Raw genomic sequence first — 14,857 nt, 5'->3', positions numbered from 1 at the left:
CAATTATATTCTTTCAGCTATTCTAAGCTTAGCGCTACGCGCTCTATTATTCTCTTTAATCTCCTTCTGAGTTGGAACTATTAAACCACCAACTTTCCTGAACGGTACTGACACATTACCATATAAATCTTTCTCTGGCTCACCCTCAAACATCCCACTTCGTATAAATCTTTTGACCAGCCTGTCTTCTAAAGAATGGTATGAGATCAAACTTATCCTTCCTCCTTTTTCCAGCAACTCTGACGTTTGCATCAGGAACTCCTTCAAAACATCGATCTCTTGATTCACCTCAATCCGTATCGCCTGATATATTTGAGCCAATATTTTGTGCTCTTTATGCTTGGGTAAAAAAGGACTTAACACCTCTTTTAGCCCTACACTTGTTTTTATAGGTTTTTCTTTTCTTACCTCTACTATAGCTCGTGCCAGTTTCGGAGCATTTCGCAATTCACCATATTCTAAAAACACTGTTCGAAGATCTGCTTCTTCATATTTGTTGATTACCTCATACGCCGAAAGCGCACCTTTTTGATCCATCCTCATGTCTAAATCTGCTTCAAACCGTGTAGAAAACCCTCTTTCCGCTACATCAAACTGATGAGACGAAACCCCAAAATCCCCAAGAATTCCATCTACTTTTCTTACTCCGTGAAATCTAAGAAAGCGCTTGATGAATCTGAAATTTTCATTGATCAACGTAAACCTATCATCATCTATCACATTATCCAAGGCATCCTGATCCTGGTCAAAAGCGAACAGCTTACCTTCTGGACCCAATCTTTTCAAAATCTCTCTTGAATGCCCACCTCCACCAAAAGTAACATCGACATACACCCCATCTGGCTTAATAGCAAGACCATCTACGGTTTCCTTCAGCAAAACTGGATTATGATATTCGGTTTGTTCCATTTATTACTTTCTAATCTTACTCAAACTGTTTTAAAACAATAAGAATGATTCACTATTGCTTCTTCTCTACCCTTGATTAATATCTTCATCAAACCCCATAACCTCTTCTGCGAGATCTGCAAAATCTACGGTAACATCATCAATTGCCTTTTCATATTGATTTTTGTCCCAAATCTCAACAATATTAACAGCAGAGGATAACACCAGTTCTTTGGTAATACCTGCGAAGCTGATTAAATCTTTAGGTATCAAAAGACGGCCAGCACTGTCTATTTCTACAACTTTTACACCCGCAGTAAATCTTCTAATAAAATCATTGTTCTTTTTCTTAAAGCGGTTAAGTTTGTTGATTTTTTGCATCAAAAGATTCCATTCTTCCATTGGATACAGCTCCAAACATGTCTGGAATACTGATCTTTTTAATACAAAACCATCTTGTAGCACAGGTGAAAGTTGCTTTTTAAAAGCCACAGGCATCATGAGACGCCCCTTTGCGTCTGCCTTACATTCATATGTCCCGATTAGATTTACCACTTCGTTTCCCTAAACGTTTAATTAGCCAAATATATTGAAAAATTTACCACAATTTACCACAATTTACCACATTGTTAATAAGTTGTAATTCAAAAAACACACCTCGAATACTTAAAAACTTTAAAAAATTGTTTATCAGCGCGCTAACCTAAAGCTTGTAAAATCCATGGTTCGAACACTTTGAGCATCAAATAATCTGTAGGGAAAAGAATTATAAAAAATCATTCTGTAGTATTGATAAAAAATCTTAAAACTTATTATGAAAATGCTATATTTGCTTTTAATTCTTGTAAGAAGTATTAATGGAGCACGAATTAAAAAAAGACGGAAAATTTAGTTATCTAGATATAGGAGACGGTACACCAATCATCATTTTACATGGATTGATGGGTGGCTTAAGCAACTTTGAAGGTGTAAGTTCTTATTTCCCAGAACATGGATACAAAGTATTGATTCCTGAACTTCCTGTCTACACTTTACCATTAATAAAAACTAAGGTTAGTACCTATGCCAAATACCTCAAAGACTTTATTGATCACTTAGGATATGGAAACAAAGAAGTAATTCTTCTGGGAAATTCACTGGGAGGACATATTGCTCTTTTAAGTACCAAATTGTATCCTGACAAAATAAAAGGACTTGTAATAACTGGTAGTTCTGGACTTTATGAAAGTGCTATGGGTGAAAGTTATCCCAAACGTGGTGACTATGATTATATCAAAGCCAAAGCAGAGAATGTATTTTATGACCCAGCAATAGCCACCAAAGAAATTGTGGATGAAGTATACGCCACTGTTAATGATCGCAATAAATTGATAAGAACTTTGGCCATTGCGAAAAGCGCAATACGTCATAATATGGCAAAAGATCTCCCGAAAATGCATACTCCAACATGTATTATATGGGGTAAAAATGACAATGTTACGCCGCCAGAAGTAGCAGATGATTTTGACCGTTTATTACCAGATTCTGATTTGTATTGGATCGATAAATGTGGCCATGCCGCTATGATGGAACATCCTGAAGAGTTCAATAATTTACTTCATAACTGGCTACAAGAACGTAATTTCTAATCATAATTTATCATGAAAATTAGCAGCGCTGAGTTTGTCATGAGTAACAGCGATGTTACCAAATGTCCTAAGGATAAACTACCTGAATATGCTTTTATAGGAAGATCAAATGTTGGCAAATCTTCATTAATCAATATGCTTACTAGTCGTAAGAGTCTGGCAAAAACCTCTGGACGACCCGGAAAAACACAATTAATCAACCATTTTATCATTAATAAAACGTGGTTTCTGGTCGATTTACCAGGATATGGTTATGCCCGGGTATCGAAATCCGCAAAAAAAGTATTTCAGAAATTTATCACTGCTTATTTTTCTAAACGTACGCAATTAGTTTCTGCATTTGTATTGGTAGATTGCCGGCACGAACCTCAAAAAATAGACCTCGAGTTTATGCAATGGCTTGGCGAAAATCAAATACCTTTTTCTATCATATTTACTAAAGCAGATAAGCTTTCTAAAAACAAGTTACCCATCCAAATTAATAGTTACATTGAGGAAATGTTGAAATATTGGGAAGAAATGCCTAATTACTTTATTACTTCATCGTCAACGGGTTTAGGTAAAGATGATTTACTTAATTATATCAATGAAATAAACTCTCAGTTAAAAAACTCTTAAGTCATTGGCTTTGGAGCTCTTTAATTAATTTGATGACCACAAAGTCAATAAGTATAAGTAGATATGATTATCATTTTTATATAGCCTAAGCATTTACTCCAAATATTAGTACTGGTATTATATATAAAAATTAATATTTTACTCATAATTCCTGTTTTCAAAATTTGTTCCAAGAACTGTAAAAACTTTTTGGTTACTGTTGCTTCAACTCTAATTTTTCGGCAAAGTAGTCACAAAAATCTTTCATGGTTGCAGACATTTTTTCGTCCTGTGTAGCACGATAAAAGGTATCACTCATAGCCACCAGCGTTTGATGAAAAAAGATCTTCATTTCGTCTACAGGCATATCCTTGGTCCATAAATCTATACGAAGACTTTCCTTATTTTTGCTATCCCAAACAGACAAAAGCATTGCCTTTGTTTCTTCATTTTCAACGCCGCCGTCTTTTGCTGTCCATTTTAATTGCTCAGGAATACGGTTTTCGTCTAGTGCTATATCTATTTTAATTTCAGATTTATGTTCAATTGCCATTATCGCGCGGGTTTATATTTTGATTTATTAAAAATTGTTTCAGCATCTGCCAATAATAATTGCCGCAAAGATACATTGTTATTTTTCATATAGGAAGCTACAATTTGCCATCCTATAAATTGACCTATTCTATCGGGTGCTTCTTTATCAATTTCTTCAAGGTAAAACTTCGAAAAAGGTGCAGGATACAAAAATCTAGGCAAAAGATCGCTATCTGTACTGTACAATAATTGTCTATCTACAAAATATCTCCAGATTTGTTCTTCGTTGGCTTCGGCCCATGTATATTGATCCTGTGTGTATCCTATTTTTTGAGCTTTACTAAAATTTGGCAAGAATAAATCCTTGAAATATAGCTCTTTTCCAAAAGAAACAAGATTACCCAAAAACGTTCGTTCTCGTATGGGTCCAACTAGATTCTTTGCATACATTGAAGCTACATCGGGCAGTATTTGTTCTCTTTTAAAATTTTGTCTTAAATACTTTTGAATGCTTTCATAAAAGTGATGGTCCTCGCCCAAATATGTATCCAGTGAAATTATCAGCAGATCTTTTGCGATTACTACTTTATTTCTATAATCTACATCAGAAGTAATGGTAACCACCCTTGGCTCTTTAATTTCAGGGAAATAAAACTTTATATGTTGAAAGAGAGATTCTAATTGTTTTTTTTCTTTAGAAAGATCTGCAAAAACTTTTCCTACTTCTTCGTTCAATTCAACCTGAATAGTGTCTTTAGCTTTTTTAACCCATATACTGTCTGCATATTTCTCTGAAAACAAAAAGGGATACTTGGTTTTTAGATCGGGTAGGTTTTCCTGAGTCAATCTGGCAAATAGTTGATCAAACCGTTCAATTTCTATTTCAACAGGAATGTTAGCTATTTCTTTTTCTACGCTACTTTCATTCTTACAAGAAAATAAAAGGCAAAAAATCACTACACATTTTAACAATTTAGCACTATTCATCATTAAATTACAATATATGTTCAAATAATTTCTATTGCTACAGAACGCCATCTTTTTTTATTAATTTTATGGTCGCAAAGATAATGCAACGAATTACGAATCGTGAATTTAAAAATAACATAATCGAAAGAATTAAGGTTATTCTTTTCAACTGAAATAATAAACACTAGAATATGCAAACGAAAAAAGTAATAGATCACATTACAAATTGGCTAAAAGATTATGCAATTAAAGCCAATATAGAAGGTTTTGTGGTGGGGGTAAGTGGAGGAATAGATAGCGCTGTTACTTCTTCGTTATGTGCAAATACTGGTTTACGAACTCTTTGTGTAGAAATGCCAATACATCAGGCTCAAAGTCAAGTCACAAGAGCACAAGAGCATATCTTGCAATTAAAAAAGCGATTTGCTAATGTTACTGATGTTCGTGTTAATCTTACTCCGGTTTTTGAAGAATTCAAATTAGCTGTTCCCAAAACACCATCTAGTGAACAGTTGGATTTGTCTCTGGCAAATACCAGGGCACGATTAAGAATGTCCACACTTTATTATTTTGCGGGTTTGCACAAATATCTGGTAGTAGGGACTGGAAACAAAGTAGAAGATTTTGGAGTTGGTTTTTATACTAAATATGGAGACGGTGGTGTAGATTTAAGTCCAATAGCAGATTTAATGAAAAGTGAGGTTTATGCTTTAGGAAAAGCACTTGAAGTACCACATTCTATACTAATTGCAGCACCAACCGATGGATTATTTGGAGACAGTAGAAGCGACGAGGATCAAATCGGGGCTAGTTATGATGAATTAGAATGGGCTATGAAAATGAAAGACCAAGGTAAGAATATCGATGATTTTGTAGGAAGACAACAAAAGGTATTTGAAATTTTTATCCGTCTAAATACCGTAAACCAACATAAAATGAACCCGATTCCAGTGTGTAAAATACCCGTTAATCTATTATAATCAACACTTTATCGATAATCGAATAAAAAAAAGTTTACGACGGCTAGTTCTTAGTAATTTTGCATCAAGATAAAAGTTACCCCTAGCCTAACAGATGTTAAAATCTAAAATTTAAACTAATATTAACAATCGTAAACAAGAATGACAACCGTATTAATCGCTGATCATCATCCAATTACTAGGAAAGGGATCGTTTCTTTATTTCGCCACTCTGAAGATTATGAGATTATAGGCAAAGTAAGTAATGGAAACGAAATGTATGACGTTTTGAAAGCTAACACTCCAGATGTACTTATTATGGAGTTGGATCTTCCCCAAATTAACGGGATAATGGCTTTAAGAACCATAAAAAAAGAATTCGCCGGAATAAAAGTGATTATCTTTAGCTCACATCCAGAAGAAATGTATGCCTTGAGCGCCATAAAAGCTGGAGCTTCTGCATATTTATCTAAAACCGTAGCTACCAAAACCTTAAAAAAAGCTATCGAACGTGTTGCACGCGGAGGAATTTATCTAAACGACAACCTCACACAACAATTAGCAAACGGAAATGCTAGTGAGAATAATATGGTTGTGAAGTATAAAAAACTATCATCAAGAGAAATTGAAGTTCTTAATCTTTTATCATCTGGCAAGCGAAATAAAGACATTGCTACTACACTGTCTATTAACGAAAAGACGGTAAGTACTTATAAAACGAGATTACTTAAGAAACTAAAAGTAGACAACCTTGCTGATCTAATACATCAGTCAAGACTTTTGCATATTAGCTAAACAACCCTATTAAGCTTTTCAGATAAAATCCTTTTTAAAGAAAGATAATCCATTATATCCTGAATGGATTCTTGGTTATCATCGGTATTCTGAGCTTTCACTTCTTGTGAGAGCTCTTCTACTTTTTGGGAGATTAAAAACCTTCTTAAATTCAAGATAATATCACTTACATATTGAGAAACCGTATACTCTTTTTGCTTTACGTGAATTTCCATATCGTGCCAACGATGTAAAGAATATCGCTCTTCATTCATCATAATTGCAGTAATCTCTGAAGCCATTTCAGAAGGAATGTGATTAATAAAACTTTCTATCTTAAAATCTTCCTCCTGATGCAATCGCTCTATCAAAATAGAATATGCCTGCATAAAAACGTTACTGGTAAACTCAATTTCGTCGTCTTGCAAATCAAGATAGATTTTCTCAAAAACCTTTGTCGTATAAATCTCTGGTTCTAAAACAAGTTCGCCGTCGTCATTTTCTTTAAGAATTAAATCTTCAAACTCTTCTTCTCGTTGACCATAAAGCAACAATATCTCTATGATTTTACGCTCCAGCTCATATTGCTCATCAACCTTTGGTGATTTGGCAGCATCTGATGTAACTATCTCAAGAGATTTCTTTTCTTGCTTTTGTTGTTTGCGCTGATCTTTTACATCAATATTGCGTATTTGTGCCAAGGTATCAAAAAGTACATCTTCTGAAATATCCATAATTCGCGAACACTCTCTTACGTATATTTCACGTTTGATCACATCTGGGATTTTAGAAATACTGGTCACCATATCCCGAATAAGTTCTGCTTTTTTTATGGGGTCGTTCTTAGATTCCTTTTGTAATAGAGAAGCTTTAAAACTAATGAAGTCTTGTACATTTTCTTCGAGATACAAGGTTAACTCTTCCAGCGTATTTTGCTTTGCAAAGCTATCGGGGTCCTCACCTTCTGGAAAGCTACACACTTTAACATTCATTCCCTGCTCCAGAATCAAATCTATCCCCCTTATTGAGGCTCTCATACCTGCCGCATCACTGTCGAAAAGTACCGTGATATTTTTGGTAAGCCTACTTATAAGTCGAATTTGATCTGAGGTTAATGCAGTTCCCGAAGAAGAAACTACATTATTCACGCCCGTCTGGTTAAACTGAATAACATCTGTATATCCCTCTACAAGATAACAATTGTCTTCCTTGGCTATGGATTGTTTTGCATGATAAATTCCGTATAAGACTTTACTCTTATGATAGATATCGCTTTCTGGAGAATTAAGATACTTTGCCGCTTTTTTCTCATTCGTTAATATCCTTCCGCCAAAACCAAGTACACGACCAGACATCGACTGTATAGGAAACATAACTCTACCTTTGAATCGATCAAATTGTTTTTCTTCTTTTACAATAGTGAGGCCTGTTTTTTCAAGATATTTTAATTGGTATCCTTTCTTTATGGCCTCGGTTGTAAACGCATCCCAGGAGTCTGGAGAATATCCTAATCCAAATTTTTTGATAGTCTCCTCTGTAAATCCACGTTCTTTAAAATAAGATAATCCTATGGCTTTACCTTGTTCTGTTTTGTGTAACGAATTCTGAAAGAATGTATTGGCAAATTCGCTTACCAAATACATACTTTCGCGCTCATCTGCCTGTTGTTTTTGTTCGTCTGTTTGTTCGGTTTCCTGAACTTCGATATTATACTTCTTGGCCAAATATTTTATGGCTTCGGGATAGGTAAAATGCTCATGCTCCATTAAAAAAGCAACGACATTACCCCCTTTTCCACTCGAGAAATCTTTCCAGATCTGTTTGACTGGCGACACCATAAATGAAGGTGTCTTCTCGTCGCTAAACGGACTAAGGCCTTTAAAATTACTACCCGCCTTTTTTAACTGTACAAAATCACCAATAACCTCTTCTAACCGAGCGGCATCAAAAACAGCATCTATGGTGGATTTATGGATCATTTGTCGTTCTTGGATTGTTGGATTATTAGATTTTTGGATGACTCGATTGCTCGATTAAACACTAAAATTTGCTTTTACTTGATTTTTTATGCTAAAATAAGATATTCTTAAACATTTGATTGGTAAGCGATGTTTTTTGAAGTACAAATTGCGATTTCTCTTTTATTATTTTCGGTTTTTTATTGGTCGCTATAACCAAAAACCGAAGCCTCTTACCCAAGCTTCGGTTTTTGTGATTTGTAGCACAATATGTTAGAGTACCAATGGCTCTTTCTTTTTTTACATAAAGCCTCTATAAGTTGAGGTCGATCCTATGTTCAATGGACAAAACTAAAAGACTTCATGATTAAAACAATAAAATAACTCTTAAAATTATAGCCCGCTGATTATAAAGAAAAAACCTTACGGAAAAGGCTGTAGTTTAACGTGGCGTTGCTAATTGTAAGATGTTTATTTACTTGATCAATAGGAATATATCTCCTACCCTAAATCCTTTCCAGAAGGAAGGACTTTTTGCTATCTTCCCTTTGGTCTACCGTGTGTACACATCCTTTATGAGTTTTATTTTGTATGCTATCCTCCCTCAATCCCTCCTAAGGAGGGAAGCTTAAAGTCCTCTTCCCCGTTGGGGAGAGCCTGCCTTGCCGTCAGGCAGGGATTTAGGAGAGGGGTATATAGTTATTTTGAAGTATTTAATTTTGTTTACACACGGTAGCCCTTTGGGAAGGATTGGGATGGGATGAAAGATGTATAGTTAAAAACATCAGCGTTCTATTAAACCAGAACTACGGGAAACCGTAACCACATGATTATCAAATGTTATTAACAAATTTTTTATGTAAGACAATTTTTTTCTTGGAGAGATACTTGTATTTTTAAACTAAACAAACCATAATAAATTCTTAAACCTAACCTATGATTGTTATTATTTTTTCTTGCTTAACGTCTGTTTTTCTTTTGAATATTCATTTCCTACATAAACGTAGTACTTCTTTACGTTCAATAGTTCATTAGTAAAACTTTAACAAAAAAGTGAGCTCAGTCCCGAAAAATGAAACTGGTGTGTTATACTTTTACAGCTCTAAATATCAATTTTTAAAACCTAACTATAGCACTATGATTACAAACCAACATCTTTCACCGTAACATAAGCCACACACTTTTATCAAGAGAGACACCCATGTATGTACACTAACATTGTCTTTTTTGAGCTTGTGGCTACATGACTTAAAAAGAAAATGATTTCTTTTTACCCGATAATAGAGATTTGAAGTGAGCCAAAGGCTTGTTTCGAAATCTAAATGATCTCAATCCCACACCTTATGGACTTATCCAGAGGTAGTGAACCAGACCTGTTTTGCCTTTTTTCTGGCAGGCTTGATAACCACACTTTTTAAAAAATCAATAACCATTTAATATATATAACTATGAACAAATCAAATTTTTGGGGTTTATTATTTATGGCCCTTTGTATGGTGTATACCTCGGGGTATTCACAAGAGGAAGAACTTACCAAAGAGATCTGCGATCAAAAGGCAGATTTTATCTTACAAGCCGAACAATATTTGCCACATATACCCAGGGCAGATATTGATGCGATGATTAATTATATTACTCCATGTGCAGATCTTGATTATTCTCGAGTAAGTCCGAAGTCCGCGTACGCCAAAGCCTTACTTCACTTACAAAAAGGAGATGTTTTTTACCCTTACCCTAATAGTAACCCTCAAGATGCGTCTTCATTTTACTTTAATAGATCAGCATATTATAAATATCCTCCAGGAATGTTAGCCCGAGGCATAAATGAATTATCTAACGTTTATCGTATAAAGAAAACACCCAAATACCAAGATGTTGCGGAAGATTTCGAGGAGTTACTTACACAAGGCTTCGAAAGTGATATTGTACATTATATTTTAGGCTATTTGAGCCTGAAAAATTTGGCTACAAGAGAGGATTTTACTAGCGGAACGCAAGCTAATAAAGCTAAAATGCATTTTGAAAGTAGTAACCATCCTATGGCGAAACACTGGTTGGCTATTATGCATTACTTCGGCTATGGTGTTCCTCTAGACCGAGCCAAAGGGTTACAAATGTTATCTGCTAGTGATATATACAACAGCAGAAATTTATTACAAAATCTTCAAAATCAAAATAACAACTGGATTCCTATCTCTGCAGAGGAGCGTCTAGCTACTGTAGAAAATTTTAATATGCTTGATCCTGCAACAACCCTTATTGGAGACAGGAATATAAAAACTACTTTTAATGGCTATTTTTTAGAGTTTGATTGGCTCGTCAAAGGTGTCAAAAGGCTTATCCCTATTACATTTTCTATTACAAGAACGAATGAATTGTACAATAAAGACGAATTTGTATATGAACTTATTATGAATGAAAAAATAAGTTCAGGAACCGGATGGATAAGTAATACTAATTCCGATTTTGAGACAATAAGCTTTGCTGTATTCAGCAATAATTATAAAGAACTTGATTTGCCGGTAAAAAATTTAATGCGAGATCATAACGATCTGGATTCACTCACCTATTCCATAAAATCAATGCAACTTAAACAGGCGGTCATAGATGGAAAATCTGCACTAGTAGCCCGCACAACCTGGCAGTCCGGTCTTTTAATAACTGATTTTCATGAGCAACTTCGCAGTCCTTTCTCTATGATTCTTTATCCAGAAGTTCCAACGAGTTTAACAGAACAAAACTTGATGATCAACAATACTCAAAGTACTGGATCAGAGATAGACAAAAACTTTGCCACCATAGCACCAAACCCCATTAGTGATCAATTTACCATTACCTATACCCTGGATCAAGAAGCAGAGGTACAAGTAGGGATTTACGATTTCTTTGGGCAGCAAAGGATACAGGTTCCTACCCAAAAAAGTACTGCAGAGGCTACACAAACTATTACAGTGAATAGTTCTGGGTTGTCTAGCGGCACCTATATCATACAGATGACAGTAAACGGTGCCCACTATAGTAAAATGGTCATCAAAGAGTAAACTAACCACACAAATTAAGAAAATATGAAAACCATATATAAAATAATAATGCTTGGCTTATTATGCCTGGTATCAAACTTGAACCACGCCCAGATCGTACAATATTCTGAGGATGGAACAAAAAGTTGTATAGATTGCGACGAGAAAGCAGGAGGTGAAAGATCATGTTTATGTTTCGCCCCTTTTCAGTTAGGAATATTTAATAATGAAATATCAAACTTTGGGGGATCGCTAAAAGACAAATGGCTATATGAACAAGAGCTCTTGTTAGCTACTGCCATAACGGGAATAGCATATTTTGATATGTATAATAGTCCTTTTGGATTACCAAGTGATTATAATTTTACTGAAATACAATTAAATTATTTTCAAAACGTAGAGACTAATGCCTTAGCTTTTGATTATTTTGATAAAGTAGACGAGCTTCTTAAAACAGATGGATATGATGAAGTAGCTTTACAAAGCGCGACCAGAAACGCTGACATTTTAAGCATAAGACAACGTGAAGGTACTACCAATACTTCTTCGTATGGCGATCTGAAATATCAGGGAAGATATCTTCGAGATATATCCAATTCAGAAATCGACAATTTATTAAATGAACAATTGAATATAAGAGACGCCAATCGAGGGACTGCCGTTTTGTATGGTGAAAGACACAGCCGTCTAGAACGAATGCTTACCGATGGATATATCGCCAGACGATTAGCAAATAATCATGTAAGGCATTATGTCTCCCTAAGTTACGAAGGATCTATACGATTTATGACCCGGTATATGGTCTGGGTTAATGAACAAGATAGACACATATTATCTCTTCCATTTGGTAATCCCGATAATATTTATACCCTTGAAGAAGATGAAGTTGAAGACATCTCTAGTTTGATGTTTAGAGCCATGGGTGATGGCCCTTTGATGGAAGGATATACTCCACGTACTTTCCCCGATCCAGATGACAACAAAGTATTGTTTGATCTAGCATTAAATTCTTTACCAACAATAGCACGTGATTTTATTTATAGAGAAAGTAATCAATTTAAGTCTGTAGTAAAAAAGTATTTTGAAGAGAATAAATATTCTCAGGAGGCTATGGATATGGTTAAGGATCTAATGACCGCTCATGTACAGGGTAGTCCAATGGTTAATGATAGATTAGTTTTTTCTCATTTTGGTGGATATCCACCAGGCCATCCTATTCTTTTATGGCACACGGGTGCCAGTTTAGATGGGAGTATTGTCAGAACATGGAATATATCTAACGAAATCTCAGAAGACCCAATGGATAGTTTTTTTGATGTTACAGATGCGTTTGAAGGAACACTACACCCAAATACGGAAGGCAGCCTTATACGGCGAGCTTTATATAGAGAAAATATAACTTGGGATGATTCTTTATATACGAATGAAAATTTAGCCAATATTTTTGATCTCAGTGGTTTTGATCTATCTGGCATTTATCCCTTTGGGCAGCTAGCTTTTGAAGATAATATTGGGCAGGAATTAAAAAATAATGGTTTTAGCCAAACTGAATTTTTTCAGAGTGAACTGTTATTTCAAAGTGCATTATCAATGGCTGATAGTGATCTACCTACAGCAGAACACTATATTCGAGTATATAACCTTGTTAACACTCTTAACTTAAGTCAAGCACAGGAGGATTGGTTGGTTGGGCATAAAGATCAAGCAGAGTTGTTAAATATTCTTATTCAAAATAATTTGGATAACAACCAAGTGCCTGCAAATGTAAGTACTTTGGCCACCGAAATTGCAAATTTTGGTGTTGCTAATGTTGATGTGGATTTAGCTCAGCAGATAGTTAGCACAATGCTAACCTCATTAAATTCTAGTTCAGATTTTGACATAGCTCCATTTATTCAAAATGAGCAATTCTTAGAGACGGGATTTACGGTGGAAGGCTCTTGTTGTCCTGATGACCCTTTTATAATGAATGACCCTCTTTATGGTCGTGAATTAGGTATCGATCTTGTAAATGCCTTGATTGATGGGTTTGGTAATTTAGTGATTGCCTTTATAGATTATGGTGTTGGAGATGGGTCTGAGGGAGAACTCATACGAAAAATGTTAGAAAAGATGGGGGTCGATGTTGGTAGCGATATTGATAATAAAACTTTAGGAGAATTATATCAGTTAAGAAAAAGAGATAGAAGATTGGTTATTGAGTACCAAAGTGGTTTTGTCGAAAATCTGATTGATCTAGGTTTTGCAACCTTAGATGTTATGATTATTTTATCACCATCCAGAGGTGGTGGAGCTTATTTGGCAGTAAATGGTGGTGGTCGTATAACAGCTGCTACCATGAGGTCATATTTAGCAAGATTGAAAGATATTGCAAGAACAACTTTGGCAGGTGGTAGAGGATATAGATCTTTTGATGCGTTTAAGAGAATAGAAGGTAACGCTTCTTCAGGCAACGCACTTCATCATATAGTTGAGCAAGGCGGTCATAGGGGTTTAAATCAACAAAAGTTTGGTAAATCAAATATTCACAACACCAAGAATATCATAGATATTCCTACAGGCTCAGGAAGTTTACATCAAAAAGTTACTAGTTATTATCAATCAAAACCTGCATTTACGAATGGAAAAACTGTGAGAGAATGGTTAAGTGATAAAAGTTTTCAGGAGCAGTATGAATTTGGACTTCAAGTGTTAAGAGATAATGGATGGGATGGAATATTAGGTATATTTGATTAAAATTATCAATATGAAATTCAAAAATGTCACAGAAGCAAAAAAAAAATTGATCAGTGCTATTGAGAAACATCATGAAGCGGCTTTGGCTGGTGATCATAAAAAGGGTAATAAAAATTCGGATATCATTTTATCAACTCTAGATTTTATTGATAAAAACTATGGATTTGAAGAAATGAAAGATTTACTCGATCACAAAAATGAAAAAGTGAGGGTTTGGGTGGCAAAATCTTTGTTACCAATTTATGAAGATATCGCTATTACTATCTTAGAAGAAATCGGGAAGAAAAATATTCCTCACTGTTCTTTTGATGCACGTATTATATTAAGTGAATGGAAAAATGAACCATTAAAATTTTCATAATTTTAAATAAGCTGAGCTCTACTTCGCCCCGCTCCCGCTAGTCTATGACTAGTGGCGGTAAGAGTAAGAAAGAGAACAACAAGCCAGTTTCAAAAAATGAAATTGGCTTGTTGTATTTTTGCTATACGATGAGCAGGAATTATAAATTTCACAACAAATCTGGTTTATACTTTGTTAGCTTTGCTATAGTGTATTGGATAGATGTATTTACCAGAGAGCGATACCTATCCATTCTTGCTAGTAGTATTGAGTATTGCAGAGCAAAAAAAGGAATGGAACCCTATGCCTATTGTTTTATGCCCCGCTCCCGCGCTCCCGCTAGTCTATGCCTTAAATCCGTAGGTCTAAGTAAATTTAGATTTGTTTCTACTTATTTAAGAGAAATTACCTAAGATTTTTAAGTTTCTAGAGATGATCCTTAGATTTTTTTTCA

Annotated in this window: 12 protein-coding genes; 7 read left to right on the top strand and 5 right to left on the bottom strand. The window is 34.9% G+C overall.

From position 1 onward, the window contains the following. Window positions 1-3 precede the first annotated feature (3 nt). On the bottom strand, window positions 4-909 hold the full coding sequence (gene rsmH / locus ACFSJT_RS10375; protein ID WP_378320191.1) for a 16S rRNA (cytosine(1402)-N(4))-methyltransferase RsmH: 906 nt from the start codon (window positions 907-909) through the stop codon (window positions 4-6). Window positions 910-975: 66 nt separating this feature from the next. Continuing rightward, a complete protein-coding gene (mraZ, locus tag ACFSJT_RS10370; RefSeq protein WP_378320190.1) occupies window positions 976-1,443 on the bottom strand; it encodes a division/cell wall cluster transcriptional repressor MraZ in 468 nt (155 codons plus the stop codon). Window positions 1,444-1,745: 302 nt separating this feature from the next. On the opposite strand from mraZ, the gene ACFSJT_RS10365 reads away from it, so the two are divergent. Both ACFSJT_RS10365 and yihA read left to right on the top strand, forming a co-directional pair. Then, window positions 1,746-2,516: an alpha/beta fold hydrolase gene (locus tag ACFSJT_RS10365; RefSeq protein ID WP_378320189.1), complete on the top strand. Its 771-nt coding sequence runs from the start codon at window positions 1,746-1,748 to the stop codon at window positions 2,514-2,516. 12 nt (window positions 2,517-2,528) lie between these two features. Beyond that, window positions 2,529-3,134, top strand: coding sequence for a ribosome biogenesis GTP-binding protein YihA/YsxC (gene yihA, locus ACFSJT_RS10360; protein WP_378320188.1), 606 nt, complete (start codon window positions 2,529-2,531; stop codon window positions 3,132-3,134). Window positions 3,135-3,327: 193 nt separating this feature from the next. Here the strand turns inward: yihA and gldC are convergent, their stop codons facing one another. Together gldC and gldB are read right to left on the bottom strand one after the other, a co-directional pair. Continuing rightward, window positions 3,328-3,666 carry a gliding motility protein GldC gene (gene gldC / locus ACFSJT_RS10355; RefSeq protein WP_378320187.1) on the bottom strand — a complete coding sequence of 113 codons (339 nt, stop codon included), beginning with the start codon at window positions 3,664-3,666 and terminating at the stop codon, window positions 3,328-3,330. Next, window positions 3,666-4,634: a gliding motility lipoprotein GldB gene (gldB, locus tag ACFSJT_RS10350; RefSeq protein ID WP_465252807.1), complete on the bottom strand. Its 969-nt coding sequence runs from the start codon at window positions 4,632-4,634 to the stop codon at window positions 3,666-3,668. Before gldB ends, gldC begins: the two co-directional genes overlap by 1 nt. Window positions 4,635-4,807: 173 nt before the next feature. On the opposite strand from gldB, the gene nadE reads away from it, so the two are divergent. Next, window positions 4,808-5,596, top strand: coding sequence for an NAD(+) synthase (nadE, locus tag ACFSJT_RS10345; RefSeq protein ID WP_378320185.1), 789 nt, complete (start codon window positions 4,808-4,810; stop codon window positions 5,594-5,596). A 141-nt stretch (window positions 5,597-5,737) separates the two neighbouring features. Next, a complete protein-coding gene (locus ACFSJT_RS10340; protein WP_378320184.1) occupies window positions 5,738-6,370 on the top strand; it encodes a response regulator in 633 nt (210 codons plus the stop codon). On the opposite strand, the gene dnaG is transcribed toward ACFSJT_RS10340, so the two are convergent. Next, on the bottom strand, window positions 6,367-8,328 hold the full coding sequence (gene dnaG / locus ACFSJT_RS10335; protein ID WP_378320183.1) for a DNA primase: 1,962 nt from the start codon (window positions 8,326-8,328) through the stop codon (window positions 6,367-6,369). The two genes, ACFSJT_RS10340 and dnaG, sit on opposite strands and share 4 nt — an antisense overlap. Window positions 8,329-9,755: 1,427 nt before the next feature. Here dnaG and ACFSJT_RS10330 point away from each other — a divergent pair. The 3 genes from ACFSJT_RS10330 to ACFSJT_RS10320 are packed head-to-tail and all read left to right on the top strand — an operon-like array spanning window position 9,756 to window position 14,424. Then, window positions 9,756-11,348, top strand: coding sequence for a T9SS type A sorting domain-containing protein (locus ACFSJT_RS10330; RefSeq protein WP_378320182.1), 1,593 nt, complete (start codon window positions 9,756-9,758; stop codon window positions 11,346-11,348). A gap of 24 nt (window positions 11,349-11,372) precedes the next feature. After that, the gene (locus ACFSJT_RS10325) at window positions 11,373-14,063 is read left to right on the top strand and encodes a hypothetical protein (protein ID WP_378320181.1); all 2,691 of its coding nucleotides are present in this window, start codon (window positions 11,373-11,375) and stop codon (window positions 14,061-14,063) included. A gap of 10 nt (window positions 14,064-14,073) precedes the next feature. Further along, complete coding sequence (locus ACFSJT_RS10320; RefSeq protein WP_378320180.1) at window positions 14,074-14,424, top strand: hypothetical protein; 351 nt, start codon at window positions 14,074-14,076, stop codon at window positions 14,422-14,424. Window positions 14,425-14,857 lie beyond the last annotated feature (433 nt).

It is taken from the genome of Aquimarina celericrescens (genome assembly GCF_042682765.1).
In the GTDB taxonomy this organism is placed as follows: domain Bacteria; phylum Bacteroidota; class Bacteroidia; order Flavobacteriales; family Flavobacteriaceae; genus Aquimarina; species Aquimarina celericrescens.
Note: the sequence above shows the minus strand (reverse complement) of the source record. Positions and strands in the feature narration are given on the sequence as shown.

What these genes read in the sequence shown, in the direction of transcription:
- rsmH (WP_378320191.1), bottom strand. Translation starts at nt 909, where the DNA reads ATGGAACAAACCGAATATCATAATCCAGTTTTGCTGAAGGAAACCGTA.
- ACFSJT_RS10365 (WP_378320189.1), top strand. Translation starts at nt 1,746, where the DNA reads ATGGAGCACGAATTAAAAAAAGACGGAAAATTTAGTTATCTAGATATA.
- yihA (WP_378320188.1), top strand. Translation starts at nt 2,529, where the DNA reads ATGAAAATTAGCAGCGCTGAGTTTGTCATGAGTAACAGCGATGTTACC.
- gldC (WP_378320187.1), bottom strand. Translation starts at nt 3,666, where the DNA reads ATGGCAATTGAACATAAATCTGAAATTAAAATAGATATAGCACTAGAC.
- gldB (WP_465252807.1), bottom strand. Translation starts at nt 4,634, where the DNA reads ATGAATAGTGCTAAATTGTTAAAATGTGTAGTGATTTTTTGCCTTTTA.
- nadE (WP_378320185.1), top strand. Translation starts at nt 4,808, where the DNA reads ATGCAAACGAAAAAAGTAATAGATCACATTACAAATTGGCTAAAAGAT.
- ACFSJT_RS10340 (WP_378320184.1), top strand. Translation starts at nt 5,738, where the DNA reads ATGACAACCGTATTAATCGCTGATCATCATCCAATTACTAGGAAAGGG.
- dnaG (WP_378320183.1), bottom strand. Translation starts at nt 8,328, where the DNA reads ATGATCCATAAATCCACCATAGATGCTGTTTTTGATGCCGCTCGGTTA.
- ACFSJT_RS10330 (WP_378320182.1), top strand. Translation starts at nt 9,756, where the DNA reads ATGAACAAATCAAATTTTTGGGGTTTATTATTTATGGCCCTTTGTATG.
- ACFSJT_RS10325 (WP_378320181.1), top strand. Translation starts at nt 11,373, where the DNA reads ATGAAAACCATATATAAAATAATAATGCTTGGCTTATTATGCCTGGTA.
- ACFSJT_RS10320 (WP_378320180.1), top strand. Translation starts at nt 14,074, where the DNA reads ATGAAATTCAAAAATGTCACAGAAGCAAAAAAAAAATTGATCAGTGCT.